The organism is Lacipirellula parvula (genome assembly GCF_009177095.1).
Classification (GTDB): Bacteria; Planctomycetota; Planctomycetia; order Pirellulales; family Lacipirellulaceae; genus Lacipirellula; species Lacipirellula parvula.
The window spans coordinates 6,695,029-6,719,644 of sequence record NZ_AP021861.1; the positions used below are offsets into that span (position 1 = coordinate 6,695,029).

The 24,616-nt window shown below is 60.8% G+C and carries 24 protein-coding genes; 3 read left to right on the forward strand and 21 right to left on the reverse strand.

Annotated elements, in window-relative coordinates; all coding sequences use genetic code 11:
* Nucleotides 1–59: 59 nt before the first annotated feature.
* The 16 genes from rpsH to rpsJ all read right to left on the reverse strand — a co-directional run bounded on the left by rpsH (nucleotide 60) and on the right by rpsJ (nucleotide 8,373).
* The gene (gene rpsH / locus PLANPX_RS26140) at nucleotides 60–461 is read right to left on the reverse strand and encodes a 30S ribosomal protein S8 (protein WP_152101566.1); all 402 of its coding nucleotides are present in this window, start codon (nucleotides 459–461) and stop codon (nucleotides 60–62) included.
* A 141-nt stretch (nucleotides 462–602) separates the two neighbouring features.
* Complete coding sequence (locus PLANPX_RS26145) at nucleotides 603–788, reverse strand: type Z 30S ribosomal protein S14 (RefSeq protein WP_152101567.1); 186 nt, start codon at nucleotides 786–788, stop codon at nucleotides 603–605.
* Nucleotides 789–838: 50 nt separating this feature from the next.
* The gene (gene rplE, locus PLANPX_RS26150) at nucleotides 839–1,444 is read right to left on the reverse strand and encodes a 50S ribosomal protein L5 (protein WP_152101568.1); all 606 of its coding nucleotides are present in this window, start codon (nucleotides 1,442–1,444) and stop codon (nucleotides 839–841) included.
* 67 nt (nucleotides 1,445–1,511) lie between these two features.
* A complete protein-coding gene (rplX, locus tag PLANPX_RS26155) occupies nucleotides 1,512–1,859 on the reverse strand; it encodes a 50S ribosomal protein L24 (RefSeq protein ID WP_152101569.1) in 348 nt (115 codons plus the stop codon).
* 121 nt (nucleotides 1,860–1,980) lie between these two features.
* The gene (gene rplN, locus PLANPX_RS26160; protein ID WP_152101570.1) at nucleotides 1,981–2,349 is read right to left on the reverse strand and encodes a 50S ribosomal protein L14; all 369 of its coding nucleotides are present in this window, start codon (nucleotides 2,347–2,349) and stop codon (nucleotides 1,981–1,983) included.
* A gap of 90 nt (nucleotides 2,350–2,439) precedes the next feature.
* The gene (gene rpsQ, locus PLANPX_RS26165; protein ID WP_152101571.1) at nucleotides 2,440–2,745 is read right to left on the reverse strand and encodes a 30S ribosomal protein S17; all 306 of its coding nucleotides are present in this window, start codon (nucleotides 2,743–2,745) and stop codon (nucleotides 2,440–2,442) included.
* 95 nt (nucleotides 2,746–2,840) lie between these two features.
* Nucleotides 2,841–3,047 (reverse strand): 50S ribosomal protein L29, encoded by a 207-nt coding sequence (gene rpmC / locus PLANPX_RS26170; RefSeq protein WP_152101572.1) that lies wholly within the window; start codon nucleotides 3,045–3,047, stop codon nucleotides 2,841–2,843.
* A gap of 92 nt (nucleotides 3,048–3,139) precedes the next feature.
* On the reverse strand, nucleotides 3,140–3,550 hold the full coding sequence (gene rplP, locus PLANPX_RS26175; protein ID WP_152101573.1) for a 50S ribosomal protein L16: 411 nt from the start codon (nucleotides 3,548–3,550) through the stop codon (nucleotides 3,140–3,142).
* The gene (gene rpsC, locus PLANPX_RS26180) at nucleotides 3,489–4,184 is read right to left on the reverse strand and encodes a 30S ribosomal protein S3 (protein WP_152101574.1); all 696 of its coding nucleotides are present in this window, start codon (nucleotides 4,182–4,184) and stop codon (nucleotides 3,489–3,491) included. Before rpsC ends, rplP begins: the two co-directional genes overlap by 62 nt.
* Nucleotides 4,185–4,285: 101 nt before the next feature.
* Complete coding sequence (gene rplV / locus PLANPX_RS26185) at nucleotides 4,286–4,612, reverse strand: 50S ribosomal protein L22 (protein ID WP_152101575.1); 327 nt, start codon at nucleotides 4,610–4,612, stop codon at nucleotides 4,286–4,288.
* Between the two features lie 101 nt (nucleotides 4,613–4,713).
* Nucleotides 4,714–4,983, reverse strand: coding sequence for a 30S ribosomal protein S19 (gene rpsS, locus PLANPX_RS26190; RefSeq protein ID WP_152101576.1), 270 nt, complete (start codon nucleotides 4,981–4,983; stop codon nucleotides 4,714–4,716).
* A 98-nt stretch (nucleotides 4,984–5,081) separates the two neighbouring features.
* Nucleotides 5,082–5,945, reverse strand: a complete 864-nt coding sequence (gene rplB / locus PLANPX_RS26195; protein ID WP_152101577.1) for a 50S ribosomal protein L2 — start codon at nucleotides 5,943–5,945, stop codon at nucleotides 5,082–5,084.
* A 105-nt stretch (nucleotides 5,946–6,050) separates the two neighbouring features.
* On the reverse strand, nucleotides 6,051–6,365 hold the full coding sequence (gene rplW / locus PLANPX_RS26200; RefSeq protein WP_152101578.1) for a 50S ribosomal protein L23: 315 nt from the start codon (nucleotides 6,363–6,365) through the stop codon (nucleotides 6,051–6,053).
* 77 nt (nucleotides 6,366–6,442) lie between these two features.
* Complete coding sequence (gene rplD, locus PLANPX_RS26205; RefSeq protein WP_152101579.1) at nucleotides 6,443–7,093, reverse strand: 50S ribosomal protein L4; 651 nt, start codon at nucleotides 7,091–7,093, stop codon at nucleotides 6,443–6,445.
* A gap of 68 nt (nucleotides 7,094–7,161) precedes the next feature.
* Nucleotides 7,162–7,815, reverse strand: a complete 654-nt coding sequence (rplC, locus tag PLANPX_RS26210; protein ID WP_232536443.1) for a 50S ribosomal protein L3 — start codon at nucleotides 7,813–7,815, stop codon at nucleotides 7,162–7,164.
* A 237-nt stretch (nucleotides 7,816–8,052) separates the two neighbouring features.
* Nucleotides 8,053–8,373 (reverse strand): 30S ribosomal protein S10, encoded by a 321-nt coding sequence (gene rpsJ / locus PLANPX_RS26215; protein WP_261344412.1) that lies wholly within the window; start codon nucleotides 8,371–8,373, stop codon nucleotides 8,053–8,055.
* Nucleotides 8,374–8,806: 433 nt separating this feature from the next.
* Between rpsJ and PLANPX_RS26220 the strand changes: the two genes are divergently transcribed.
* Genes PLANPX_RS26220 through PLANPX_RS26230 form a run of 3 tightly spaced genes read left to right on the forward strand, consistent with a single transcriptional unit; the run spans nucleotide 8,807 to nucleotide 11,762 of the window.
* Nucleotides 8,807–9,232, forward strand: coding sequence for a GntR family transcriptional regulator (locus tag PLANPX_RS26220; RefSeq protein WP_152101582.1), 426 nt, complete (start codon nucleotides 8,807–8,809; stop codon nucleotides 9,230–9,232).
* 18 nt (nucleotides 9,233–9,250) lie between these two features.
* A complete protein-coding gene (locus PLANPX_RS26225) occupies nucleotides 9,251–10,183 on the forward strand; it encodes an ABC transporter ATP-binding protein (protein ID WP_152101583.1) in 933 nt (310 codons plus the stop codon).
* Between the two features lie 43 nt (nucleotides 10,184–10,226).
* Complete coding sequence (locus PLANPX_RS26230) at nucleotides 10,227–11,762, forward strand: hypothetical protein (protein WP_152101584.1); 1,536 nt, start codon at nucleotides 10,227–10,229, stop codon at nucleotides 11,760–11,762.
* Between the two features lie 690 nt (nucleotides 11,763–12,452).
* On the opposite strand, the gene fusA is transcribed toward PLANPX_RS26230, so the two are convergent.
* The 5 genes from fusA to rpoB form a co-directional block, all read right to left on the reverse strand.
* Nucleotides 12,453–14,597 carry an elongation factor G gene (gene fusA / locus PLANPX_RS26235; RefSeq protein ID WP_152101585.1) on the reverse strand — a complete coding sequence of 715 codons (2,145 nt, stop codon included), beginning with the start codon at nucleotides 14,595–14,597 and terminating at the stop codon, nucleotides 12,453–12,455.
* Between the two features lie 351 nt (nucleotides 14,598–14,948).
* Entirely contained in the window at nucleotides 14,949–15,419 is a 471-nt protein-coding gene (gene rpsG / locus PLANPX_RS26240; protein ID WP_152101586.1) for a 30S ribosomal protein S7, read from the reverse strand.
* A 92-nt stretch (nucleotides 15,420–15,511) separates the two neighbouring features.
* A complete protein-coding gene (gene rpsL, locus PLANPX_RS26245; protein ID WP_152101587.1) occupies nucleotides 15,512–15,880 on the reverse strand; it encodes a 30S ribosomal protein S12 in 369 nt (122 codons plus the stop codon).
* A 165-nt stretch (nucleotides 15,881–16,045) separates the two neighbouring features.
* Nucleotides 16,046–20,455, reverse strand: coding sequence for a DNA-directed RNA polymerase subunit beta' (rpoC, locus tag PLANPX_RS26250; protein ID WP_152101588.1), 4,410 nt, complete (start codon nucleotides 20,453–20,455; stop codon nucleotides 16,046–16,048).
* A 118-nt stretch (nucleotides 20,456–20,573) separates the two neighbouring features.
* Nucleotides 20,574–24,287: a DNA-directed RNA polymerase subunit beta gene (rpoB, locus tag PLANPX_RS26255; RefSeq protein WP_152101589.1), complete on the reverse strand. Its 3,714-nt coding sequence runs from the start codon at nucleotides 24,285–24,287 to the stop codon at nucleotides 20,574–20,576.
* Nucleotides 24,288–24,616 lie beyond the last annotated feature (329 nt).

The following is a 24,616-nucleotide window of genomic DNA, read 5'->3' on the forward strand; positions in this document are numbered from 1 at the left end:
CCTGTCCTAATTCTTATTCTCTCGGGCTGACAGCTGACCGCTGACAGCTCACCGCTTCTCTACCAAAGCTCGCACAGCACTTCGCCGCCGAGCTTCTTCTGCCGGGCTTCGCGATCGCTGATCACGCCGCGGCTGGTGCTGATGATCGAAATCCCCAAGCCGTTCAGGATCGGACGGAGGTCCGACGACCGGCTGTAGACCCGACGACCAGGCTTGCTGACCCGCTTGATGTGGCGGATGACGCGTTCGCCATTCGGACCGTACTTCAGGTCGATGAAGAGCTGCTTCTGGGGATTGCCGTCGGCGGCTTCTTCATGGAAGTCCCAGATATAGCCTTCACGCTTCAGCACTTCCGCCACGCCCCGCTTCACTTTCGAAAGCGGCATCTCCACGACAGGCCGCTCGACGCGGACAGCGTTGCGGATGCGGGTGAGCATGTCGGCAATTGGGTCGGTCATCATAGGGTTGTAGTTCCTACTTACTTCTCTCAGCGAACCGGCCAATAGACCGGCTTACGCTTGTGCGACTGGGAGTTCTAGGATAGCTAGCGGATGACGCCCGCGCTACTGCCTAGCTTACCAATCGGTGACTCGATATTTCGGTTACCAGCTGGCCTTCTTCACGCCAGGGATCAGGCCCTTGTCCGCCAGGTTGCGGAAGCAGATCCGGCACGTGCCGAACTTGCGGTACACCGCGCGGGGACGGCCGCACAGCTTGCAACGCGACTCCCGGCGCGACGAGAACTTCGGCGTCCGGTTAGCCTTCGCGATCTTTGATTTGCTAGCCACTGATTACTCTCTCAAATTACTTGAAGCGACGAGACCCGTAGAACAACGTTCTAGGCTGCGACTTCATCAGGATTTCTGAACGGCAGACCGAACAACCGCAGCATCTCGCGGGACTCGTCGTCCGAATCGCCGGCGATGCAAATCGCGATGTTCATCCCTTGCGGGCGGAGGTACTTGTCGGGGTTCAGTTCAGGGAACACCAACTGTTCAGTCAGACCCAGGCTATAGTTGCCGTGGCCATCGAACGCATCGAGCTTCAGACCGCGGAAGTCGCGAACACGCGGAAGCGCGATTGCGATGAGACGGTCGAGGAACTCATACATCCGGGCACCGCGAAGCGTCACTTTGCAACCAATCGCCACGCCTTCGCGAAGACGGAAGTTGGCGATCGACTTGCGGGCCTTGCAGATCAGCGCCTTTTGGCCCGTCAGATCGGTCATCGCCGAGGCGGCTTCTTCGATGTGCTTCTTATCGCTCATCGCGCTGCCGACGCCCATGCTCACGACGATCTTCTCGATCCGCGGCAAGGCAAGGCGGTTCTGACGACCGAACTTCTCCCGCATCGCCGGAAGAATTTCGCTCTCGAAGCGTTCCTTGAGGCGCGGGACCGGAGCTCCGCCTTCGCTCTTTGCTGGTTTGGTTGCGGCTTTAGCCATCGCTGTCAGCTTTCACATTGCGGGCGAGCCGGGCTGTCTCAGCCCCGGGCGTCTACCCATATTCAAATTACTTTTTCGCGTGAGCCTTCTTAGCGGGAGCAAGCTCGCCGGCCGAGGCTCCGCACTTCTTGCAAAACCGCTCTTTGGAACCGTCGTTCGTGAACCGCGATCCAAGGCGGGTCGCCTTGCTGCACGCACTGCAGAAGTACGCCAGATTCGAAAGTTGAATCGGCGCCTCTTTGCTCAGACGGCCCCCTTGCGGGTGCTTCTGGCTGCGGCGGACGTGCTTGTAAACCTTCGCGACTCCCTCGACCAACGCCTTGCCTTCGGCCCGCAGCACCTCGATAACGCGGCTCTGCTTGCCCTTGCTGGCGCCGGCGATGACTTCTACTGTGTCGCCTGTCTTGATCAACATGATTCAAACTGCCGTTTGGCGATTGACGAATTTCAAAAACCGCGGCGAGCTCTCGAATCCCGCATTCGCCGTCGCGGGAAACTGGCTACGCCCCTTTGTCCAACGGGACTCGATGTCCTAACTAAACTACTTCGTTCGCGAGGCTAACGATCTTCATGAAGCGACGGTCGCGAAGTTCGCGAGCGACGGCGCCGAAGATACGAGTTCCACGCGGGTTGTTGTCTTTGTCGATCAGCACCACGGCGTTGTTGTCGAACCGCACGTAGCTGCCGTCGTCACGACGGGTCGGCGAACGCAAGCGAACGATCACGCCGCGGACGACAGCCTTCTTCTTGACGTCGCTGCCCGGGATGACGCTCTTCACGCTGCAGACGATCACATCGCCAAGATTGGCGAAACGACGACGGCTGCCGCCCAACACCTTGATGCACATCACTTCCTTGGCGCCCGTGTTGTCGGCGACGGCAAGGCGGCTTTCCATTTGAATCATGGCTGACTCTCACTCACAGGGCGTCGAATCGTTCCGTCGCCCGCTTACTTGGATGGTGTTCGCTGACCGAAGCGATCAGGCGCCCTGCCCTCAACCCTCGCCGTCCGCGGCGGCCTGCTTCGCAGCAGCACGCATGGCCGCGATGTCGACCGCGCTCGACTTCTCAACCACCCGGACCAGGTCCCAACGCTTCAGACGGGACTTCGGCGGGCACTCGATGATTTCCACCGTGTCGCCGATCCCCGACTCGTTGTTCTCGTCGTGAACGTGGCACACCGTCTTGCGACGAATGAACTTGCCATACTTGGAGTGCGGCACCAAGCGGTCGATTTCGACGCGCCGAGTCTTCGCACACTTGTCGCTCACCACGACGCCGGTTAGTTGCTTTTTGGGCATTCTTAAGCTCTCAGCTCTCAGCCATCAGCTTTCAGCCAGACCTTGCGTTCAACTATTCGCTGAACGCTGACTGCTGACCGCTAATCGCTTTCTTGTTACTTCGCTGCGGCTGCTCGTTGCCGCTCGCCTTGAATGGTCTTCGCACGGGCAATCAAACGACGCTGACGCTTCAGCTCGCTCGGGGCGTCGAGACGTTCAGTCTGCGACTGGACCCGGGCGCGAAACAGCTTATCGACCGCTTCTTTCACGGTCAGATCGAGCTGCTCGTCGCTCATATCCCGAAGTTCTTTGGCTTTGCTCATTGTTAAGCTCTCAGCTAGAAGCCGTAAGCTCTAAACCATGTCGCCGACGTCATTTCTGATCGACGGCCCGCGGTTTATCGCGTACAGCCCTATTATGTTCTCTTTACCATGCGAACGCGGACCGGCATCTTGTGAGCCAACCGCGCGAGGCACAACTTGGCCGCCGCTTCGCCCACGCCGCTCAGCTCGTACAGGATCGTGCCCGGCTTAATCACCGCCGCCCAGTATTCGGGTTCGCCCTTGCCCTTACCCATACGGGTTTCGAGCGGAATGGACGTGACCGACTTTTGCGGAAACACGCGAATGTACAACTTGCCTTCGCCGCGGATGTATTGCTGGGCAGCGATACGCCCGGCTTCGATCGTCTGAGCGCTTAGCCAGCCGCCTTGTTCGGCCTGCAAGCCATACTCGCCAAAGACGACGCGATTGCCGCGCGTGGCGTTACCTCTTATACGCCCTCTTTGGCTTTTTCTGTGCTTGACCCTCTTGGGCATCAGCGCCATCGGTCTGGTCCTCAAACATGCCTTGGTTGATCCACACTTGGATGCCGATATGACCTTGCGCGGTCATGGCCTCCGTAATTCCGTAGTCGATGTTCGCCCGCAAGGTGCTGAGCGGAATCGACCCTGCAATCTGCTTTTCGCGGCGAGCCATTTCCGAACCGCCGAGACGGCCGGCCAGCTGCACCTTGATTCCCTTGGCGCCAGCTTCCATGGTCTGCTCCACCGAACGCTTCATCGTCCGGCGGAAGCTCGCCCGCTTGCTGAGCTGCTCGCCAATATCTTCCGCCACCAGTTGAGCCATGAGCTCGGGGCGATTGACTTCTTCGATCTTGATGTTGATGCGACGCCCGACGAGCTTTTGCAGTTCGTCTTGCAGTTGCTCAACTTCCTGGCCCTTGCGACCGATGATCACGCCGGGACGAGCCGCGTGCAGGATCACCTTCACTTCGTCGCGAGTCCGCTCGATCTCCACCTTCGGGATGCCGGCGAATTTGTACTTCTTGTGAATGAACTTGCGGATCTTCTGATCTTCCATCAGCAGATCGGCGAATTCCTTCTTCGACGCATACCAGCGGCTCTTCCAGCCGAGCATGATGCCGGTGCGGAAACCAACTGGATTGACTTTTTGACCCATAGGATGGTCTCAGTGTTCGTAGTTACTTAGCGTGCGTTGGCGTTGCGACGAGACGAGACGAGACGAGCGAAACTGCTCGCCACCGCCCCACTCAATACTGCCTATTCGATCGAAATCTTGATGTGCGACATCCGCTTCTTGATGATGTGAGCCATGCCGCGGGCGCCGGGACGAACCCGCTTCACCATCGGACCGCCATCAATGCGGGCGTCGACGACCCGCAGGCCGCCCAAGTTCGGGGCGCGACGATCATCCGCGTTGCCGAGGGCGCTTTGCAGCACTTTCTCGATCAACCGAGCGCCGCGTTGCGGCTGGTACTTCAGCAGGGCCAGAGCCTCGTCGACGCGCTTCCCGCGAATCAAGTCAGCCAGCGGGCGCACCTTGCGGGCGCTGATCTGGGCATGCCGGTGTGTTGCAGTGTAAGCCATTGTTAAGCCTTCAGCTTTCAGCACTCAGCGATCAGCCAGACCGCCGTTGCTTTCGCATTTCCTTTTTGCTGACAGCTGATCGCTGACAGCTGACCGCTACCTTACTTCTTCGCCTTGCCGCCGTGACCGCGGAAGTTGCGGGTCGGCGAGAACTCGCCCAAACGGTGCCCCACCATGTCTTCCGTGACGAAGACCTTCAAATGAGCCTTGCCGTTGTGGACCATGAACGTGTGGCCAACGAACTCGGGGATGATCGTGCAGGCCCGAGCCCAAGTCGTCAGCGGATCCTTGCGGCCCACTTCGTTGAGCTTCTCGACCTTCAGGTACAGCTTCGGGTCGACGTAAGGACCCTTTTTCGTTGAACGTCCCATTTGGAGCTCTCAGCTATCAGCCATCGGCTTTTGGCCAGACGACTTGGTTCAATTCGATCTTCTGGCTGCCAGCTAATAGCCGACAGCCGACAGCTTCTTTACTTCGTGACCAACTTCTGCACGCCGTAGCGGCGGCTGCGACGACGACGAACGATTGCCTTGTTCGAAGGCTTCCGACGTTGACGGGTCGCACCACCCTTGGCGCTCTTGCCTTGCGGGCTCACCGGGTGACGACCGCCCTTGGTACGACCTTCACCACCACCGTGCGGATGGTCGATCGGGTTCATCGCGGTACCGCGGACGTGAGGACGACGCCCCATCCAGCGACTGCGACCAGCCTTGCCCAACACGACGCCGAAGTGATCGGAGTTGCTCGCTTCGCCGATCGTCGCGCGGCAGGCGGACGGGATACGGCGAATTTCGCCGCTCGGCAGCGAGATCTGAGCCCATTCGGCTTCGCGAGCCATCAGCGTGGCGTTGGCGCCAGCACTGCGGCACAGCACGCCGCCGCGGCCAGCTTGCAGTTCGATGTTGAAGATCGCAGTGCCCAGCGGAATCTTCGTCAGCGGCAAGCAGTTGCCCACCTTCGCCGGAGCGTCGGGGCCGCTCATCACCTGGTCGCCAGCCTTCAGGCTGCCGGGGGCGATGATGTAACGCTTCTCGCCGTCGGCGTAGAACAACAACGCAATGCGGGCCGAGCGATTCGGATCGTATTGGATCGAATCAACCTTGGCCGGAATGCCGTCCTTGTTGCGACGGAAATCGATCAAGCGGTATTGCTGCTTGTGACCGCCGCCACGATGACGGGCGGTGATCTTACCTTGATTGTTGCGGCCGCCAGTCTTCGGCTTCGGACGGAGAAGCGACTTCTCCGGCTTGGCGCCCGGCGTCAGTTCAGCGAAATCGCTAACCGTCGCTCCGCGGCGGCCGGCGGTCACTGGCTTGTATTTGCGAATGCCCATGAAAGTTCGCTTTCAGCGTTCAGCCGTCAGCAATCAGCCCGACGACTTCGTTTTTTCAATCCACTTCAAGCTGACAGCTGATCGCTGACAGCTGACTGCTATTTCTTAGAAGAAGTTGATCCGGTGCTCGGCGTCGAGCGTCACGATCGCCTTCTTCCAATCCTTCGTCATGCCGAGACGGAACCGGGTGCGGCGAGCCTTCCCCTTGCGGTTCTGCGTCGCGACCTTCAACACCTTGACTTCGAACAACGTCTCAACGGCCTTCTTCACGTCTTCCTTGGTGGCAAGACGGTTGATTTCGAAGGCGTAGGCGTTGTTGCGAGTCGACTTGTGCATCCCCTTTTCCGTCACCAGGGGCTTTACGATCACCTGGTGCGGTTCGAGAACAATGCTCGTCGAAGCTGGTACGTGCCGTGGCATGACTTACCTTTTATCGCTGACTGCGGGTTTACCGCCCGCACTTCCAGACGGCCGGGCCGTCCGAATGTTTCCAAATACTAGTTGGCTGCGGCCTTGCTCTTGGCAGCGGCCTTCGCCTTGAACGCATCCAACGCTTCCGTGGTCATCACGACCCGCTTGGCCGAGAGAACTGAGAAGGCATTCAGATCACCGGCCGGCGCGACATTGACGCGATCAATGTTGCGGCCGCTCTTGTACACGTTGACGTCGTAGCCGGCGGTGGCCACCAAGACCGACTTGCCTTCGCAGCCGAGGGTCTTGAGGATGCCGGCCATTTCTTTGGTCTTCGGCGCGGCGAAGGCCAACTTGTCGATCAACACGATTTCGTCGTCTTGCACCTTCGACGCGAGGGCCATGCGAGTGGCCAACTGCAGCGCCTTGCGAGGCAGCGAGTACGAGTAATCGCGCGGGTTGATTTGCTTCATGTGACCGCCGCCGCGACGCACACCGCTCTTGCGGTGACCCGCGCGAGCATTGCCCGTACCCTTCTGGCGGTACATCTTCTTAGTCGAACCGGAGACTTCGTGCCGGTTCTTGGTCTTGTGCGAACCTTGACGCAGGTTGGATTGGTACATCACCACCGCGTCGTGCAACAATTGCTTGTTGATCTGCGGAGCGAGATCAGCCACCTCGATATTGTAGGTGCCGACCTTGTTACCCTTGGCGTCGTGTACGTTGAGCTTTGGCATGATTCGTTTTTCGTTGAAGCGAGCCGGGTCGTCTCGACCCCGGCGAGCAGATCGTTAACCCACTCGCCTTACATCTTGTTCGTGCGTTGGATCACGACGTAACCGCCGTTCGGTCCCGGGACGGCGCCGCGGATGAGCAGCAAATTCTGCTCGGCGTCGACGCTCACCAACTTTTGATTGCGGATCGTGCAGCGAGCCGAACCGTACTGACCAGGCATCTTCTTGCCCTTGAACAGACGACTCGGGAACGCGCTGGCGCCGGTGCCGCCGAGAGCACGGTGACACTTCTTCACACCGTGGGTGGCACGCTGACCACTGAAGTTGTGACGCTTCATGGCGCCAGAGAAACCGCGACCCTTGCTGGTCGCGACGACGTCCACCCGAGCAATTCCCTCGAGGGCGGAAACGTCAACTTTCGAACCAACTTGCAGGTCGCCGGCGCCGCCGCGAATTTCGCGGACGAAACGCTTCGGCTCACAACCTGCCTTCGCCAGAGCTTCAACGCCAGCAGCCGCACGAGCCTTGCTCCGCTTGCTGTCGAGCTTGGCGACATGGCCACGCTCGCTACGGCCGGCCAGACGGCGCGGCTTGTCGAGATACCCTAGTTGCACCGCTTCGTAACCATCTCGCTCCGAGGTCCGCACCTGCAACACATCGCAGGGGCCAGCCTGAACGACGGTGACCGGCACGACGTTGCCTTGCTCGTCGTAAATCTGCGTCATTCCAATCTTGCGTCCCAGAATCCCCGGGACGCGCTCAGCAGCGGCCATCGTTTGGTTATCCTAAAGCTGGTGCTCGTTGGCGGGAGACTCGGGCGAAGCCCGGCTTACCCACTCAACTTCCACGGCATAGGGTGATTTACTTAGTGATCGGTGACTGGTGATCAGTGTCCGTTACAACTCTTTGCTCGCCTTTAAGCGAGCCGAGCGGTCCCCCCGCCCCGGCCGACAGGCTAAAAATCAGCCCGCCGTCGCCTTGATCTTGATATCCACGCCGGCCGGCAAGCTGAGCTTATTCAGCGCCTCGATCGTCTTGGCAGTCGCCTGGACGATGTCGATCAGCCGCTTGTGAGTCCGAATCTCGAACTGCTGGCGAGCCTTCTTGTCGACGTGCGGACCGGAGAGAACGGTGTAACGCTCCACCCGGGTCGGCAACGGAATCGGCCCGTGAACCTCGGAATTGGTCCGCTTCGCCGTATCAACGATTTCTGCCGCACTCTGATCCAAGACCGAGTGATCGTAGGCTTCCATCCGAATCCGAATGACTTCCCGCGCTGCCACTGCGATGCCCCTTTATCGGCCGACCACTCAAATTTCGGCAGATAAAGCCGAAAAAGGAGCCCCGGCATACTCCGTCTCGAGGGGAGGCCCCTCGTGCGACAGTAATGTTTCAAAGACCCATAGTTCATCCCCAAAAGCAGGGACGAACCGCGGATTCTATGGCGAATCTGGAAAGCCGTCAATGGGCCTCTCGCCACTCCGCTCACTATTTTTCTTGATCGGCTTCAACGCGGCCAAATGACGCAATTAGCCGACAAAGAGCGCCCACCCCACAACCCTCAATTTATCCAAGCAGCCGCCGGTCAACGACCGGCCGGAGCGACGATCGCTTGAGCCCCCCCCTCGAGCGACGCTCCGGCGGCTCGTTGAGCCGCGGCTACCAGACTCATAACGCGAGCTTGACGCAGGCTAGTGTATTGCGATACTAATACACATGGCCGTTCGCCCCGAGCTCTTCGAACTTCACCCCTCGTCCGGGGTACCCATCTATCGGCAACTTATCGATCAAGTTCACGCCCTAATTGCCGGAAGTCGGCTTGTGGCAGGCGACATGCTTCCCAGCGTTCGCGAAGTTGCCCGGGCCGCCCAGGTCAACCCGATGACCGTCAGCAAGGCTTATTCCCGGCTGGAGCTTGAGGGGGTCGTTGAACGGGTCCGCGGCCAGGGGATGCGAATCCTCGAACCGGGGACACTCGGCCCATTTAGCGAGCGGCAGCAAGAGTTTTGCAACCTCGCCGCCCCGGCGATTCACCGGGCGATTCAGCTCGGACTCACCGAGCAGCAGATCCGCGAGACGCTAGACCAACTCCTCGAAGACCAAGCGATCCTGCACGAAGAGCAACTCCCCACTGACATCTGACAACCACCAGGCCGACCAATGCCCTCCCCCGTGGTTCATATCAACAACCTCCACAAATCGTTTGGCAAAAAACACACCGCCAAACAAGTTCTCCGTGAGGTCAATCTCACGGTTCAACCCGGCACCGTCCTTGGCCTGCTTGGGCAGAACGGCAGCGGCAAGAGCACGCTCCTGAAGTGCTCGCTGGGCTTGCTTCGCGCCACAGACGGCAGCGCGACGATCATGGGCGACGACTCCTGGAACCTCTCCGCCGAGACCAAGTCACGACTCGGCTACGTGCCACAGGAAGCGGTGAGCTACCCTTGGATGCGAGTTCGGCAGGTCATCGCGTACACCGCCGCGTTCTACCCCGCCTGGAACCAACCGCTCGTTGACGAACTCTGCCGTCGGTGGCGGTTGCCGTTGGAAGATCGCGTCGGCCCGCTTTCGGTCGGCCAAATCCAATCACTTGCCATCGTCCTGGCACTTGGCCACGAACCCGACCTCCTCATTCTTGACGAACCAGTCGCCAGCCTCGACCCCTCCGCCCGGCGCGAGTTTCTCCGTACGATCCTGGAGATTGTCGACGACCCGCGGCGCACGGTCCTCTTCAGCACCCACATCACCAGCGACCTTGAGCGCGTCGCCAATCGCGTCGCGATCCTCCGCGATGGTCAGATTGCCTTTCACGGCGAACTCGACGACCTGAAGGACCGATTCAAACGACTTCGCATCACCGCCGCGCACGACCTGCCGCGCAGCTTCGCCGTCCCGAGCGCCTTGCACTGCGAGATCGACGGCCCCGTCGCCACGGTCAGCGTCAGGGACTTCGACGACCGCTTGGCCGACGATCTCCGCAAGCAATGGAGCGCCGACGTTACGGTTCACGACCTGAACCTCGAAGAAATCTTCGTCGAAATGCACGCACCGCGAGCTCCCTCACAGAACCCTCAATTCGCCGCGACTTACTAGCGGAGCGCACCACAACGTCGCCATTAACCGCCACGCGTCTACCATGCCCAATCAAATTCCTGCCGTCCTGTCGACCTATGTTACGCGCCGCTCCGTGCAGTTGCTCCTCGCGCTCGGCGTCACATACTGCGTGCTGATTTTTTTCGCGGCCTTGGCTGATTCGCGACACGGAATCCACGACGAGGAAGGCGTCTTGGGATTATTAACGTTTCCGACGCTGGCCTTCGCGTACCTCATCGCCTCGCAGGCGAGATGGCAATTTGCCGACTCTCGCGCCCGCCTCGTACCGCACTTCGCCGCCAACCACCTTGCGGTCCTCGCAGGCCTTGCGTTACTCACCCTCGGACTCGCGCCCGCCCTCTTAGGCTGGGCCGCCGGCGCAAGTACGCTCGGCGCCGCTGCCGTGTCAATCGCCATCGGTTCGGCGGTCATCTGGCTCATTCAAGGCAAAGCCGCTCAGGCGCTCCTCTTCGGGTTCGGAACGTTTGCGTTAATGCTTCGCCCTGGCATCTCCTTCTGGCTGGCGTCAGAAACAGCCACCTTGAACTGGCCCTACCAACTCGCGCTCTGCGTCGCTGGCTGGGCGGTCTTCGGCGGCTGGCTCGCTCGCCTTACAAAACTTCGCGAGGAACACGACGATTACTCCCAACCGATCTATCTCCCAGCAGGTTCCGCGACGCGGATGGAGCGGATGCAAGCCAGTCGCGGTGCGGCTCGGTTGTATCCCAACGGCACATCAATCTCGCCATCTTGGCAGCTAGGCGACAAGTGGCGCGACCGCCTCGCCGGGATTCGAGCGACCAGCGTCGCGGCGCGCCAGCAATTGCTCCGCTATGGCGCCTCTCAATCGCCCGCTTGGCATACGGCGGCTGGCATTTCAACCGCTTACGCAGTCCTAATCTGCCTCACCCCGGTGTTTTGCTCGATAGGAATCCCGCCCGCTCCCAGCTTTTACTATTTTGGCGTGATCCCAATGTCCGCGCTGATCGCTCCCGGCATGCTGATACTACGCCGGAGCAAAATGCCGCAAGAACTTTTGTTACCGCTCACTCGCCGGGCATACATCGATGGCCTGTACACCGCGATGGCAAGAAGCGCCGTCGTTACTTGGACTATCGTCCATCTTCTCCTGCTGGCAACCGTTTCTCTGATGACTCCGCGGACGATGAGCGTTGCCTTCGCCCTCGCACTGACCGCACTCTCGTTCTCCGCTTACTTGTATGCATTCGGAGTGTTCGCTTGGCTCGCCCAGACTCAATCGGCCACGCGACGACTCCTGCTCATGCTCGTCTTGGGCGCCCCAGTCGCCGGCATACTCAACGCGGGAGTCGATGCCATTACCGTGAAATCTCTCCCGCCGCCGCTTCCCGCGACTATCACCGCCTCGCTCGCACAGCCGTCATCCACCGAAGATCTCGCCAGAGCCGAGCGAATCGTCAGCCGCCACGAAGAGCAGGTACGCCGCAGCAGCCGCACCAAGCCCCTCATGGCTTGGAGCATTGCCGCATCGCTCAGCGTAATCGGCGCTATTTGCACGGTCGTCAGCCGGCGAAGATGGATGAACCTGGAACTGGCTTAGCAATCCTCTCCGTCCAATTCACGCTCACCGTCAATCCCGATGCAGCATAGCAAAATGGAAATCGGCTAGAGCGAGCTTCGGCGGACATGGCGCCAGGAGCGTCCCACTGAGCGACGCGAAGGACCCGGCGGTTTGTGCAACAAGCCTGATGCTTCGCTGAGTCTCTTCTACATTCCCACGAACGGCCCAGCCAGACGAACGCCGCGTTTCGCCGAAACTCGCTCTAACCGACTCGCTGACGACGCTCGAGCGTCGTCAGTCATCAAGAAAAAGAGAGGCACGGCTCTGCTGTGCCGTTGGCGGGTCGAGACCCAACGGCATAGAGTCGCGTCGCAGAGCCGTGCCCGAGGATGGCTTGCGAGTGAGGTGTCCTGCACTCGCCGACACCAGACATACGGGGTCGCGATTCTGGATGGATGCAGGTTTTTTTCGCGCGACTCGCCGCGCAGCTCACGAACGCGCGGCAGGCGTTTGTAGAACGGCGTTTTTTCGCTGATTTCCGGGGCGATTTGGCCGCAATCCCCGCGGCGTCGTTATCCCGCATTCAAGGCAAGCGTTTTCCGTAGTTCGTTTACACTACGGAGAATGGCGACCAATACCGCTACGTTTAGCCCCCGGTTCTTCAAACCGGGGGCACTACGCGGTTAAACATCGACCGCATCGTGACGTCCGTCGGGCTAAAAGCCCAACCTACAGAAACCGCTTCAGCACTTCATCCGGCGCCGCGGCGTAGGTACTCGGCGTCATCGAGCAGCTCGCCCGCCCCTGGCTGAGGCTGCGCATTGCACTCGAATAGCCGAACAGCTTTTCGAGCGGCGCCTCGGCGTGCAGCACCGTGAGATGGCCGCGCGACTGCGTGTGGTTGATGATCGCCCGCCGCTGCTGCAGGTCGCTCACCAAGTCGCCGACGTGTTCGTCGGGCGTGCTGATTTCGAGCTTCATGATCGGCTCCAGCAGCACCGTGCCCGCTTCGCGCACGGCCGCGTCGAACGCCAGATTGGCCGCGGTGCGGAACGCGATTTCGCTGCTTTCGGTTTCGTGGACGTCGCCGCCGAGCAGCGTCACTTTGAGCCACATCAACGGGAAGCCAAAGGCGCCGCCCCCTTGGGCCGCATTCTCAAGCTCTTCCATCACGACCGCCAGATACTCGCCCGGCAGGCCATGGTCGGGCACCGCGCGGACGACGATTTCGGCTGCATTCGGCGCCGGTTCGACCTTCACGCGAACGACGCCCGTGTGCTGCACGCCGTTGATGAGCCGGCGGCACTCCCCTTCCGCTTCGGCTGCCGTGCGAATCGTCTCGCGGTAGCTGACGCGTGGATTGTGGACTTTTACATTAAGTTTGAAGTCTCGCTGCAGGCGATGCTGAATCACTTCGAGGTGAAGCTCGCCCATGCCGCCGATCAGCGTTTGCCCCGTCTCTTCATTTTCGCTGGCCGTGAACGTCGGATCTTGCTTCCGCAGCATATCGAGCGTTTCCGACAGTTTTTTCTTGTCGGCCGTGCTCTCGGGCTCGATCGCCATCGAGATAACCGTCTGCGGAAACTCGATCGACTCCAGCAGAATCGGCTCGCGGGTATCGCAGAGCGTGTCGCCGGTGACCGAATCGCGAAGTCCGATCACGCCGACGATGTCGCCGGCCGTGGCCGACTCGAGCTGCTCGTCCTTCTTGCTGGCGTGGATCCGCCAGAGCTGGGCGACGTTTTCTTTGGCGTTCTTGCCGGGGTTTAGCACGCGGCTGTTGCCTTCGAGCGTACCCGAGTAGACGCGCACCCACGACAGATCGCCCGTTTTGTACGGCAGAATCTTGAAGACGAGGCCGCAGAACGGTTCCTTCGGATCGGGCTTCCGCTTGATCGGCGGCAGGTCCGGCTCGCCTTCCTTCGCTTTCTTGCTTTTGCCGTGCGACTTTTGCGTCGGATCGCGTCCTTCGACCGGCGGCTTATCGAGCGGGCTCGGCAGGTACGCGGCGACGCCGTCGAGCAGCGGCTGGACGCCGATGCCGTGCAGGGCCGAGCCGCAGAGGATCGGCTGAATTTGCTGCTGCACCGTCGCGTCGCGGACGACTTTGTGGATCAGCGGCTCGGGAATCGGCTCGCCGCTGAGGGCGAGCTCCATCAGCTCGTTGCTGTAGTTGTAGAGCTTCTCCAGCAGATCATCTCGCCACAACGCCGCATCGACGGCAAACTCGGCGGGGATCTCCTCCTCGATGATCTTGCGACCTTCCTTCCCTTCGGGAAAGGTGAGGGCCTTCATGCGGATGAGATCGATCACGCCGCGGAAGGGATTCGCGACGTGCGCGGGGCCGAGGCCCATCGGAATCTGCAGCGCGACGGGATTGGCGCCGAGGCGGTCGCGGATTTCCTCGACGAGTGTGTCGAAGTTGGCGCCTTCGCGGTCGAGCTTGTTGATAAACGCGATCCGCGGCACATGGTACTTGTCGGCCTGCCGCCAGACCGTTTCGCTTTGCGCTTCGACGCCTTCACGAGCACTGAAGACGATCACGGCGCCGTCGAGCACGCGGAGACTGCGCTCGACCTCGGCCGTGAAGTCGACGTGCCCCGGGGTGTCGATGAGGTTGACCTCGACCTGCTTCACCGGCATGCCGGGGTTCGAGGCGACCTTCCACGGGAACGCAACGCATGCGCTGTAGATGGTAATGCCGCGCTCAGCCTCTTCGGCGTCGTCGTCGGTGGTCGTGGTGCCGCGATCGACTTCGCCGGCGCGATGCTTCGTACCCGAGGCGAACAGCATCCGCTCGGTCACCGTCGTCTTGCCGGCGTCGATGTGGGCGATGATGCCGATGTTGCGAATTTTGGAGAGGTCTGTCGCCATGGCTGTTTAGGAGTTAACCGCCAAGGACGCCAAGGACGCCAAGGGGGATTAAGTTGTTCTCACTGAGGGAAATTCACCACGACGGCACAACGGGCACGACGAAGATACAAATGACGAATACTTCCGATTGTATCTTTCACTCAGCAACGATGCCTACCGTAACGCCCATGCATGCCTCTCGCCTCTCCGTCGTGCTCGTCGTGTCGCTGTGGTTCAATCAGCGATTATTCCTTGGCGTCCTTGCGTCCTTGGCGGTTCAATTCTTCCGCGCATAAAAAAAGCTAGGGGCCGGGGATGAAGGCGCTCGCAGCGCCCTGATCCTCAGCCCCTAGCTCGTTGACTCTAAAACGACTACCAGCCGAAGTGAGCGAACGCCTTGTTCGCGTCGGCCATACGGTGGACGTTTTCACGACGGCTGACAGCGGCGCCTTCGCGGTTGTACGCGGCGACCAGTTCGTCGGCCAGCTTCTGGGCGGTGGCGCGGCCCTTCTTTTCGCGGATGGCGATCAACACCCAGCGAATCGCCAGCGATTGCTGACGAACGCGGTTGACCTGCATCGGCACCTGGTAGGCGGCGCCGCCGACGCGCTTCGAGCGGACTTCGATCGACGGCTTCACGTTTTCCAGAGCTTGCTGGAAGACTTCGATCGGCTCGGCTTCCGGCAGACGCTCCTTGATCAGGTCCATCGCATCGTAGAACACGGCCTGGGCGGTGCTCTTCTTGCCGTCGTACATCAAGCAGTTGATGAACTTGCTGGCGAGGAGCGACCCGTACACCGGATCTGGCTTCAGTTGCTTACGGCTGGCAGTAATACGGCCCATGGGAATTAGCTGTCAGCGGTCGGCTGTCAGCACTCAGCTCAATGTGATTTGAAAAAGCTGCCGGCTGATCGCTGACAGCTGAAAGCTTCTAACTAGCTCTTCTTCGCACCGTACTTGCTACGGCTTTGCTTACGACCGTTGACGCCCAGCGTATCGAGGGCGCCGCGGACGACGTGGTAACGCACGCCCGGCAAGTCGCGAACGCGGCCGCCGCGGACGAGCACGATGCTATGTTCCTGCAGCGTGTGGCCTTCGCCCGGGATGTAAACGGTGACTTCCTTGCCGTTCGACAACCGCACACGGGTGATCTTCCGGAGAGCCGAGTTCGGCTTCTTCGGCGTCATCGTGCGGACTTGCAAGCAGACCCCGCGCTTGAAGGGGCAGCGATCGAGGATCGGTGACTTGCTGAACTTCCGCTTCGGCCGACGTTGGCTGCGGACCAGTTGGTTAATCGTGGGCATGGGCTGGTAGCCTAAGACGCTTTCTCTAATTAGGGCCCGTCGATACGGGTGGAACCAATCAATTTATCGCAACGGGAACGCCTGTCAACGCCCGTTTGGGACGGCCGCGGCAGGGCTTTTCGTCCCCCGGCGGCTCGCCGGGGGACGAAAACGCTCCGCTATTTCTTACTCATCGTCCAAATCGTCGTCGCCCGTCGGGCCGGTCATGCCGCCCAAGAGGGCGTCGAGGCCGGTCGGAGCAGCCGGCGGGGCTGGCGAACGTTCGCCATTGCCGTGGCCGTTTCCTTCGGAGATCGTCGGGCCGGCGCCATCGCCGCCCGTCCGCAACGCCGATTCCAGCAGCGGGAACGAACGCTCCAGCACCCGCTCCTTCTCCGAAGCCAGAGCCTCGAGAGCCGAAGGTTGGATGCGGACTTCCGATTCGTGAATCGTCTTGAAACCGGTACCGGCTGGAATCAAGTGACCAAGAATGACGTTTTCCTTCAGACCGACTAGGTAGTCGGTGCGGCCGGCGAGGGCTGCTTCGGTGAGGACCTTCGTCGTTTCCTGGAAGCTCGCGGCCGAGATGAAGCTGCCCGACTGCACCGACGCCTTGGTGATGCCCAAGAGCTGGGTGCTGGCGGTCGCCATCTTCGGCTTCGAACCCTTGGCGATGTCGCCGCCGAGCGATTCGATCGTCGCGTTGGCTTGCTCGATCACTTCCTTCGGCACCACCGAACCTTCGGCGAACTCGCTGTCGCCGCGGTGGGTGATCTTCAGACACTTCGCCACCGCTTCGTTGGCCGAGCGGAAATCGAACTTGTCCATCACGGCGCCCGGCAACAGGTCGGTGTCGCCCGGCGATTCGATCTTCACCTTCCGCAACATTTGCGAAACGATGATCTCGATGTGCTTGTCGTTGATTTCCACGCGCTGGCTGCGGTAAACGTTCTGAATTTCGCGGGTGAGGTACTGCTGCACAGCCTCTTCGCCCGAGATCCGCAGAATGTCGTGCGGCACCAGCGGCCCGTCGACGAGGGCTTCGCCAGCACGGACGTGATCGCCGGCATGAACTCGCAAGTGCTTCGAGTGCGACACCAAGTGCTCGCGCTCGATGCCCGTTTCGCTGCGAACGATGATCGAACGCTTGCCGCGCTTCTTCTCGCCGAGTAGTTCGACCAAGCCGTCGATTTCGGCGATGACCGCCGGATCCTTCGGCTTGCGAGCTTCGAAAATTTCGGTGACGCGGGGCAGACCGCCGGTGATGTCCTGCGTTCCCGAAGCTTCGCGAGGCGTCTTGGCGACGAGCGTACCCGGGGTGATGGTCTGACCTTCGTCGACTTCGATGTGAGCCCGTTCAGGCATGTAGTAGAAGTCGAGAATCTTGCCGTCGGCCGGGTCTTCAACCACGAGCTGCGGATGGAGATCGCCCTTGTGTTCGAGAATGACGTAGCGGAGCTTGCCGCTGGGGTCCTTCTCGCCGCGCATCGTCTCGCCTTCGACGAGGTCTTCGTAGCGGATGCGACCGCCCGTTTCGGCGATGATCGGGATGCTATGCGGATCCCATTCGCAGATGACCTGACCAGCCTTGACGACGTCGTCTTCCTTCACCGCCAACACGGCGCCGGTCGGGACCTCGTACTTTTCGACTTCGCGCCCCTTCTCGTCGACCAGCGCGATTTCGCCGTTTCGCGAAAGCACGACTTGCTGGCCGGAGTCGTTGGTCACCATCTTCAGGCGAGCGGTCTTGGCGATACCGCCCTTCTTCGCCTTGATGTCGCTATCTTCGACCGAGTGCTGGCCGGTGCCGCCGATGTGGAACGTCCGCATCGTCAGCTGAGTACCAGGTTCACCGATTGACTGAGCAGCGATGATGCCGACGGCCATACCTTCTTCGACCATCGAACCGGTCGACAAGTCCATACCGTAGCAGCGGCGGCAGACGCCGAGCGATGCGTCGCAGGTCATCGGGCTGCGGACCTGGATCTTCTCCAGGCCCATTTGCTCGATTTTGCGACCGATTTCGCCGGTGATCAGCTGGTTTTCGTGGACGATCACTTCGTCGGTGATCGGGTTGACGATGTTCGCCCGGCTGACGCGACCGCGAATCGAGTCGACCAGGTTCACTTCCACCTTTTCGCCGCGGTAGATAATGCCCTTGGTGATGCCTTGGGTCGTGCCGCAGTCTTCCATCGTGATGACGACGTTCTGAGCGACGTCGGCCAGCTTACGGGTGAGGTACCCGGAGTCGGCCGTCTTCAGAGCCGTATCAGCCAAGCCCTTACGGGCGCCGTGAGTACTGGAGAAGTACTCGAGCACCGTCAGGCCTTCGCGGAAGTTCGCCTTGATCGGCGTTTCGATAATCTTACCGGACGGCTTCGCCATCAGACCACGCATACCGCCGAGCTGCCGCATCTGTTCGATGCCGCCTCGAGCGCCGGAGTGGGCCATCAGGTAGATCGGGTTGACGTAGCCGCCGGTGCGATAGTCGCTTTCCAGCCGCGTCATCATTTCCGACGTAATCTGTTCGCGAGCATGCGTCCAGGCGTCGAGCACCGAGTTGTAACGCTCGAGCTCCGTGATCACGCCGCGTTGGAACAGCTTGTTGAACTTGCTGACCTGCTTGTCGGCTTCGCCGATGATCTTGCCCTTCGTGTCGGGCGTGATCAGGTCGTCCGTCGCGAACGACAGACCGCTGAGCGTGCTTTGACGGAAACCGATCTGGTTCATGTCGTCGAGCAGCTCGATCGTCTGACGACGACCGAGGATTTCGTAGCAGTCGCTAATCACGCGAGCGAGTTCGCTCGACCGCATCGCGATATTGTAGAACGGCATCCCCTTCGGCAGGATCTCGTTGAACATCACGCGACCGACGGTCGTTTCGACTCGCTTGCCGAAGCCCTTCTTCTTGTCGAAGTCGTCCCGCATGCAGCGGTCCTTCGGCAACCGTACCTTGATGGCGGCGTGCGTCCCAACCTTGCCCGCAGCGTAGGCCGTGTGGACCTCGTTGAACGAGCTGAAGACCATGCCGTCCCCCTTTTCCTCGGGGACGGGCATCGTGAGGTAGTAGCAACCCATCACGATGTCTTGCGACGGGCTGATAATCGGCGAGCCGTTGCCTGGGCTGAAGATGTTATGCGTCGACATCATCAGCGTGTGGGCTTCAACCTGAGCCTCGATCGACAGCGGCAAGTGGACCGCCATCTGGTCGCCGTCGAAGTCGGCGTTGAACCCGCGGCAAACGAGCGGATGCAACTGAATCGCGTTGCCTTCCACCAGCGTCGGCTCGAACGCTTGGATACCCATGCGGTGAAGCGTCGGAGCGCGATTCAGGAGCACCGGGTGGTTGGTGATCACCTCTTCGAGGATATCCCACACCTCGTCGTCCTTGCGCTCCAGCATCTTCTTCGCCGACTTGATCGTGTCGGCGTGGCCGAGCTCTTTCAAGCGACGGATGATGAACGGCTGGTACAGCTCGAGCGCGATCTTCTTGGGGAGACCGCACTGATGGAGCTTGAGCCGCGGGCCGACGACGATGACCGAACGGGCCGAGTAGTCGACGCGCTTGCCGAGCAAGTTTTCGCGGAAACGACCTTGCTTGCCCTTGATCATATCGGTGAGCGACTTGAGCGGGCGGTTCGACGAACCGAGCACCGGCCGCTTGCAGCGGTTATTGTCGAACAACGCGTCGACCGATTGCTGCAGCATCCGCTTTTCGTTGCGAATGATGACTTCCGGAGCGTTCAGGTCGACCAGCTTCTTCAACCGGTTGTTACGGTTGATGATGCGGCGGTAGAGATCGTTCAAGTCGCTCGTCGCGAAGTTGCCGCTGTCGAGCAGCACGAGCGGACGAAGATCGGGCGGGATCACCGGGATCACGTCCAGCACCATCCACTCCGGCTTGTTGTCCGAATCGCGGATCGACTCGACCGTCTTGAGCCGGTTGATGAGATCCTTCGCCTTTTGCTTCGAACCGGTCTCGCGCAGATCAACGCGCAATTGTTCGCTGAGCTTCACGAGGTCGAGGTTCTGGAGCAACTTGCGGATCGCCTCGGCGCCCATGTCGGCTTCGAAGCCGCTCTCGCCGTATTGCTCGCGGGCTTGGCGGTATTCTTCTTCCGTCAGCAATTGCTGCGGCTTCAGCGCCGTTTCCTTCGGATCGATGACGACGTAATCTTGGAAGTAGATCACCTTCTCCAGGCTGGTCGTCTTCATGGCGAGCAAGCTGCCGAGACGGCTCGGCATCGCCTTGAAGAACCAGATGTGAACAATCGGCGCGGCCAGCTCGATGTGGCCCATCCGTTTGCGACGGACGCGGCTGTGCGTGACCTTCACGCCGCAGCGGTCGCAGATCATCCCCTTGTACTTCATGCCGCGGTACTTGCCGCAGGCGCATTCCCAGTCCTTCTCCGGGCCAAAGATGCGCTCGCAGAACAAGCCGTCCTTTTCCGGACGGTAGGTGCGGTAATTGATCGTCTCGGGCTTCTTCACTTCGCCAAACGACCAGCTACGAATGTCGTGCGGTCGGGCGAGGCTGATCTTCACCGAGCCGTAGTCGTTTACCCGGTCGTAGTTCGCGCCTTCAAGAATGCTCATATTCGTTCCTCGCTGGAACATGGCCGTAGGGCCGTGGTTTGTATTCTCTGTCCCGAGTCATCCGGCGCGCCGGACTGGCCGCTTGAGCGACCAGTCCAGGAGCACCGCTTGTTCCGATCTACAAGGACCGCTTTTCGAGCTGCATGTTGAGCCCAAGACCGCGGATCTCGTTGGTGAGCACGTCGAAGCTCGCCGGGGTGCCGGCTTGCAGCGTGTTCTCGCCCTTGACCATCGACTCGTAAATCTTCGTGCGTCCTTCGACGTCGTCGCTCTTCACCGTCAGCAGTTCTTGCAGGATATAGGCGGCGCCGTAGGCCTCGAGGGCCCACACTTCCATCTCGCCGAAGCGTTGGCCGCCGAACCGCGCCTTGCCGCCCAACGGTTGTTGGGTGATGAGCGAGTACGGCCCCGTGCTGCGGGCGTGGACCTTGTCGTCCACCAAGTGATGGAGCTTCAACATGTAGATGAAGCCGACCGTCGTTTCCTGCTCGAACGGCATGCCAGTGCGGCCGTCGTTCAGGCGGGCCTTGCCGTGCTTCGGCAAGCCAGCCTTGTCGAGACACTCGTTGATCTCTTCTTCCGTGGCGCCGTCGAACACCGGAGTTACCGCGCGGAAGCCGAGCTTGGCGCCCGCCCAACCGAGGTGGGTCTCCAGAATCTGGCCCACGTTCATACGGCTCGGCACGCCGAGCGGGTTCAGCATGATCTGCACCGGGGTGCCGTCCGGCAGGAACGGCATATCCTCGATCGGCAAGATCTTGGAGATAACGCCCTTATTACCGTGACGACCGGCCATCTTGTCGCCGACCGAGATCACTCGCTTCGTCGCGACGTAAACCTTGACCATCTGCAACACGCCGCTGCGGAGCTCGTCGCCGCGCTTCATCGAGTTGAGCGTCCGATCGCGCTGATCGATCGCCTCTTCGACTTCCGGCCACAGCTGCTTGTAGGCTTGCTGCACCGACTTCTTGCGGTCGTCGCTGCGGATGTCGAGATTGTCGACCTTGAAGTTCACAGCCTGATCGGCGACAAACTGCGCCTCTTGGTTGTGAATCAGCTCGTTGCCATCTTCGTCGGTCAGCTTCTTGCCGAGGATCTTCTCGATCTCGTTCGCCAGGGCGGTGAACGCGGCGGCGATCTTCTCGTTGCCGCTCTTCTCCGCATCCTTCAGCGAACGCTCGAACGCCTTGCGTTCGTCTTCCGAGAGGCTCATCCGGCGGGAGAACTTCTGGGTGTCGATGACGATGCCTTCGACGCCCGACGGAACTTCCAGCGAGTCGTTCTTCACGTCTTCGCCGGCGCGACCGAAGATCGCGTGCAGCAGCTTCTCTTCCGGCGTGAGCTCGGTCTTGCTCTTCGGCGAGACCTTGCCGACCAGGATGTCGCCCGGCCAGACGAAGGTGCCGACCCGCACGATGCCGCTCTCATCGAGATTGCGAAGAGCCTTTTCGCTGACGTTCGGGATGTCGCGAGTGAATTCCTCGCGTCCCAGCTTCGTTTCGCGAATTTCGACGTCAAACTCCTCGATGTGGATCGAGGTGTAGGTGTCGTTGTGGACCAGCTCTTCGCTGATGATGATCGCGTCTTCGAAGTTGTAGCCTTCGTACGACATGAACGCGACGAGGACGTTGCGGCCCAGGGCCAGGTCGCCCTTGAAGGTCGCAGCGCCGTCGGCAATGACGTCGCCCTTTTCGACCTTGTCGCCGATCTTCACCAGCGGCTTCTGGTTCTGGCAGGTCCGCTCGTTGAGACCCACGAACTTGCGCAGTTCATGCTTCTCTTGACCGATCTCGATCCGATTCGAGTCGACGTAGGTGACCGTTCCCTTGTGACCGGCCCGCACCAACATGCCCGAGTGACGAGCGACGTCGCGTTCGAGGCCCGTGCCGACGATCGGCGGCTCGGCGATCAACAGCGGCACCGCTTGGCGCTGCATGTTGGAACCCATGAGCGCGCGGTTGGCGTCGTCATGTTCGAGGAACGGAATCAAACCAGCCGACACGCCGATCATCTGGCTCGGCGCCACGTCGGTGTACTGGATTTTTTCCGTCGGCACGACCATGAAGTCGCTGCGGTAACGAGCGACTACCGTATCGCCTTGAATCTCGTTGTTCTTCACCGGCACGTCGGCCGAGGCGACGTAAGCGTCCGACTCTTCGTCGGCACGCAGCCACACCACCTCTTCGGTCAGCTTGCCGTTCTTCACCTTGCGGTACGGCGTGACCAGGAAGCCGTAATCGTCGACCGTGGCGTACATCGCCAAGCTCGAGATCAGACCGATGTTCGTACCTTCCGGCGTTTCGATCGGGCAGATGCGGCCGTAGTGCGAAATGTGCACGTCGCGGACTTCGAAGCCAGCCCGCTTACGATTCAAACCGCCCGGGCCGAGGGCCGACAACCGGCGTTCGTGCGTGAGCATCGACAGCGGGTTCGTCTGGTCGACGACCTGCGACAGTTCGCCGCGGCCGAAGAAGTACTCGATGGCGGCCGAGATGCTCTTCGGGTTGATCAGGCTCCGCGGCGTCATGTCGGCCGCGTCCTTGAGGCTCATCCGCTCTTGCACGGTGCGGCGGAGCTTCAGGAAGCCCTTGCGGATTTCATCGCACGCCAGCTCGTCGATCGTCCGCAGACGACGATTACCGAGGTGATCGATGTCGTCGACGTACGCTTCGTTCTCGCCGGCCACGAGCAACAACAGGTAGTTGATCGCCGCGACGAGATCTTCCGGACGCAGAACCATTTCGTCTTCGGAGACGTTCAGGTTCAGCTTCCGGTTCATGCGGAAGCGACCGACGCGACCGAGGCGGTAGCGATTGGCGTCGAAGAACTTTTCGCTGAACAGCGCGCGAGCCTTCTCGAGCTGCGGCGGGTTGCCCGGACGCAGACGCTGGTAAATCCGGAGCAACGCCTCCTCATGGCTCGACGTGTTGTCGTCGGCCAGGGCGTTGAGCAGATGCGGCGTCTTCGGCGGCTCCATCACGTCGACCTGCTTGATCCCCGACGTGCAGATGATTTCTGCAACGTTCTTGGTGATCCGCTGGCCCGATTCGATGATGATTTCGCCGGCGCGTTCGCTCTCGGCGGGGTAGACGACGTCTTCGACCGCAACCTTGCCTTCGAGCTTGCCGGCGCTGCGGCCGTCGACGACCTTCTGCTTCGTCACCGGGTAGAAGCGACGGAGAATCTCGGCGTCGGAACCCAGCTCGGGCGACATCGCCCGCAGCAGCGTCATCGCAGAGAACTTACCGCTCTGGTCGATGCGGACCGTGACGCTGTCCTTCTTCGTGGTGTTCAGCTCGATCCAGCTGCCACGCTCCGGGATCACGCGGCACGAGTACATGCGACGCTCGCCCGGATCCATTTCCGAGACGAAGTCGATGCCCGGCGACCGGTGCAACTGCGACACGACGACGCGCTCGGCGCCGTTGATGATGAACTCGCCGCCGCCGAGCATGATCGGCAAATCGCCGAGGTAGACTTCTTCCTCGACCGGCTGATCCTTGAGCAAGCGCAGCCAGATGCGGAACGGCCGACCGTAGGTCAGGCGCAGCTGCCGACACTCGTCCATGCTGTAGCGCGGCTTGCCGAGCTCGTAGCGGACGTATTCGAGCTTGATCGTCTTGTCGTAGCTCTCGATCGGAAAGATTTCCTGCAGGACCGCCTCGAGGCCCTCGCTCTTCCGCTTGGCGGTGGAACCGCCGTTGTATTGCAGGAACCGCTCGTAGCTTTCGGTCTGAATCTGGGTGAGATCAGGAAGGTCGAACGATTCTCGGCCGCTGCCGAAGCTACGAATGTTCTGAGTGACCAGCCGCCGCTGAGCCGTGACTGCCATAGGGCTTGACTGCTCCGTTCTAACGAGGTGGGAACCTAATCCGCGCGCCGCGATCCAGCCGATTGAATGAACGCCCCTCGCTACTGTTCCCCTCTAGCCGGAGGACCACTGTCCTCCAGAACCCGGACCGCGTGGCGGTCCGGCTAGCGCGAACTTAGCTAGCTTTCAACAAACGACAAACGCAGCCAAGAGGCCGTGCTACCTCTTCGCTGCTTCGCACGTTAGGCAAGTATATCGAAACTGCGTCGCTCTGGGCGCCGCTAACGCATCAAGCCGTTCGGAAGCGCAAAGCGGCGACCCCGGCGCCGAAGCGCCAGGGGTCGCGCGAT

What these genes read in the sequence shown, in the direction of transcription:
- rpsH (WP_152101566.1), bottom strand. Translation starts at nt 461, where the DNA reads ATGATGACCGACCCAATTGCCGACATGCTCACCCGCATCCGCAACGCT.
- rplE (WP_152101568.1), bottom strand. Translation starts at nt 1,444, where the DNA reads ATGGCTAAAGCCGCAACCAAACCAGCAAAGAGCGAAGGCGGAGCTCCG.
- rplX (WP_152101569.1), bottom strand. Translation starts at nt 1,859, where the DNA reads ATGTTGATCAAGACAGGCGACACAGTAGAAGTCATCGCCGGCGCCAGC.
- rplN (WP_152101570.1), bottom strand. Translation starts at nt 2,349, where the DNA reads ATGATTCAAATGGAAAGCCGCCTTGCCGTCGCCGACAACACGGGCGCC.
- rpsQ (WP_152101571.1), bottom strand. Translation starts at nt 2,745, where the DNA reads ATGCCCAAAAAGCAACTAACCGGCGTCGTGGTGAGCGACAAGTGTGCG.
- rpmC (WP_152101572.1), bottom strand. Translation starts at nt 3,047, where the DNA reads ATGAGCAAAGCCAAAGAACTTCGGGATATGAGCGACGAGCAGCTCGAT.
- rplP (WP_152101573.1), bottom strand. Translation starts at nt 3,550, where the DNA reads ATGGCGCTGATGCCCAAGAGGGTCAAGCACAGAAAAAGCCAAAGAGGG.
- rpsC (WP_152101574.1), bottom strand. Translation starts at nt 4,184, where the DNA reads ATGGGTCAAAAAGTCAATCCAGTTGGTTTCCGCACCGGCATCATGCTC.
- rplV (WP_152101575.1), bottom strand. Translation starts at nt 4,612, where the DNA reads ATGGCTTACACTGCAACACACCGGCATGCCCAGATCAGCGCCCGCAAG.
- rpsS (WP_152101576.1), bottom strand. Translation starts at nt 4,983, where the DNA reads ATGGGACGTTCAACGAAAAAGGGTCCTTACGTCGACCCGAAGCTGTAC.
- rplB (WP_152101577.1), bottom strand. Translation starts at nt 5,945, where the DNA reads ATGGGCATTCGCAAATACAAGCCAGTGACCGCCGGCCGCCGCGGAGCG.
- rplW (WP_152101578.1), bottom strand. Translation starts at nt 6,365, where the DNA reads ATGCCACGGCACGTACCAGCTTCGACGAGCATTGTTCTCGAACCGCAC.
- rplD (WP_152101579.1), bottom strand. Translation starts at nt 7,093, where the DNA reads ATGCCAAAGCTCAACGTACACGACGCCAAGGGTAACAAGGTCGGCACC.
- rplC (WP_232536443.1), bottom strand. Translation starts at nt 7,815, where the DNA reads ATGACGCAGATTTACGACGAGCAAGGCAACGTCGTGCCGGTCACCGTC.
- PLANPX_RS26220 (WP_152101582.1), top strand. Translation starts at nt 8,807, where the DNA reads ATGGCCGTTCGCCCCGAGCTCTTCGAACTTCACCCCTCGTCCGGGGTA.
- PLANPX_RS26225 (WP_152101583.1), top strand. Translation starts at nt 9,251, where the DNA reads ATGCCCTCCCCCGTGGTTCATATCAACAACCTCCACAAATCGTTTGGC.
- PLANPX_RS26230 (WP_152101584.1), top strand. Translation starts at nt 10,227, where the DNA reads ATGCCCAATCAAATTCCTGCCGTCCTGTCGACCTATGTTACGCGCCGC.
- fusA (WP_152101585.1), bottom strand. Translation starts at nt 14,597, where the DNA reads ATGGCGACAGACCTCTCCAAAATTCGCAACATCGGCATCATCGCCCAC.
- rpsG (WP_152101586.1), bottom strand. Translation starts at nt 15,419, where the DNA reads ATGGGCCGTATTACTGCCAGCCGTAAGCAACTGAAGCCAGATCCGGTG.
- rpsL (WP_152101587.1), bottom strand. Translation starts at nt 15,880, where the DNA reads ATGCCCACGATTAACCAACTGGTCCGCAGCCAACGTCGGCCGAAGCGG.
- rpoC (WP_152101588.1), bottom strand. Translation starts at nt 20,455, where the DNA reads ATGAGCATTCTTGAAGGCGCGAACTACGACCGGGTAAACGACTACGGC.
- rpoB (WP_152101589.1), bottom strand. Translation starts at nt 24,287, where the DNA reads ATGGCAGTCACGGCTCAGCGGCGGCTGGTCACTCAGAACATTCGTAGC.